Source organism: Cupriavidus phytohabitans (assembly GCF_017815025.1).
Taxonomy (GTDB): domain Bacteria; phylum Pseudomonadota; class Gammaproteobacteria; order Burkholderiales; family Burkholderiaceae; genus Cupriavidus.
Window position 1 is genome coordinate 1 of sequence record NZ_JAGIQB010000188.1, and the last position, 1,388, is coordinate 1,388.

General features: G+C 62.0%; 1 protein-coding gene and 1 pseudogene. Both read right to left on the reverse strand.

What is annotated here, in order from left to right; all coding sequences use genetic code 11:
• The coding region (locus J8I34_RS34040; RefSeq protein ID WP_209808562.1) for a hypothetical protein at positions 1-293 on the reverse strand (293 nt) is incomplete at its 3' end.
• Between the two features lie 12 nt (positions 294-305).
• A pseudogene (locus J8I34_RS34045) lies at positions 306-1,327 on the reverse strand (transposase).
• Positions 1,328-1,388: the final 61 nt, after the last annotated feature.

Genomic DNA, 1,388 nt, shown 5'->3' on the forward strand with positions numbered 1-1,388 from the left:
TAATAATTATCGGGCTGTAAATAGGGCTCCAGGAGCGTGATGATCAACTGGGCCATCTCGTCGAGTGTGCCGGTGCCAGGCAGTGGCTCCCAACGCCCACTGTGGGTACGAAAGGCGGCTCCATAGCGTTGGCGGCCGAGCTCGGTCAGCCGGGCCACCACCGTCGGCTCCTCGTCGTCCAGACGTTTGATCAGCAGGTGACGTCCGTAGGCTTGCGTGATGATCTGCTCGTGGCCGAGCAGGCTGCGCAGTTGCCGCTGCAATTCGGCAGGTTTGGCGGGTAAGGCTGGCATGTCGATTCTCGATTACGATGCGCCGGTTTGCAGTGGATAGCCCCGGAAGCTCCATTTGAACGGGCGGGCCACCTGATTGTGCGCGCCGACAAACTGCTCGGTGCGTTCGCGCAGGTGCGCAATGCTGGTGTGGCTCGCATGGCGCAGCACTCGGCGCGTGTAGCAGGCAAACCAGAGCTCGATCTGATTGACCCAACTCGCGTGCAACGGCGTGAAGTGGAAGTGAAGCCGCCCATCGTGCCGCGCGTTGAACGCCTGCCAGACGGCTTCGGCGCGATGCGTGTTGAGGTTATCCCACACCACGTGCACCTGCTGTCCGGGTACGCGCTTGCACGACGCGCTCCATGAAGGCGACCAGATCATCCTGGGTGCGCCGGTCGCGGCATTCTGCCAGCACCTGTCCGGTATGGACGTCCAGCGCACACGGGCGCGCGTCCCGGGTACTTGTGCTCGATGGCCTGAATGCCGGTCTTCTCGTCGATACTGAGCACCACCGCGTTGCGAGGCGCCTTACGGTACAGCTTGCAAATTCCGTTGACCTTCTCGCGAAAGGCCGGATCTGGGCTGTGTAGCCATTGCTGGACCCGGTGCGGACGCACGTCGCCGGCCTGCAGTATGCGCTGCACCTGGCTGCGGCTGATCTGCCCGACGACACCGCGTTCCACGGCGCGCGCCACAATCTCGTCGAGTGTAGGCGTAACCCGCCCCTCAGGTTCCCGCGTTTCACGCGCCAGCGCGATCAACTGTAGCCGCGCCTCGTGCGTGATGCGTGGCGGACGGCCACTACGCTCGCCCTCGCGAATACCTTGGGCACCGTGCTTGGCAATGCGCTTACGCCACAGGCAGACCGTTTGTACCGATACATCCAATTCCCGCGCAATGACGGTATTGGAGTGACCCTCGTGGGCCCACAACGCGATTCGTGCGCGCATGACATCTCGCTGCGCAGCCGTCTTGCGTTCGATCAGCGATAACAATTCCTGTTGTTCTTTCTTCGCCAGTTTCACTGGCGTTGCTTGGCGGCCTCGGCTCATCCCGCCATGATATCCGAGGCGACTAATTATTCAACCTATTTACGGGATGTTGTACTAGCCA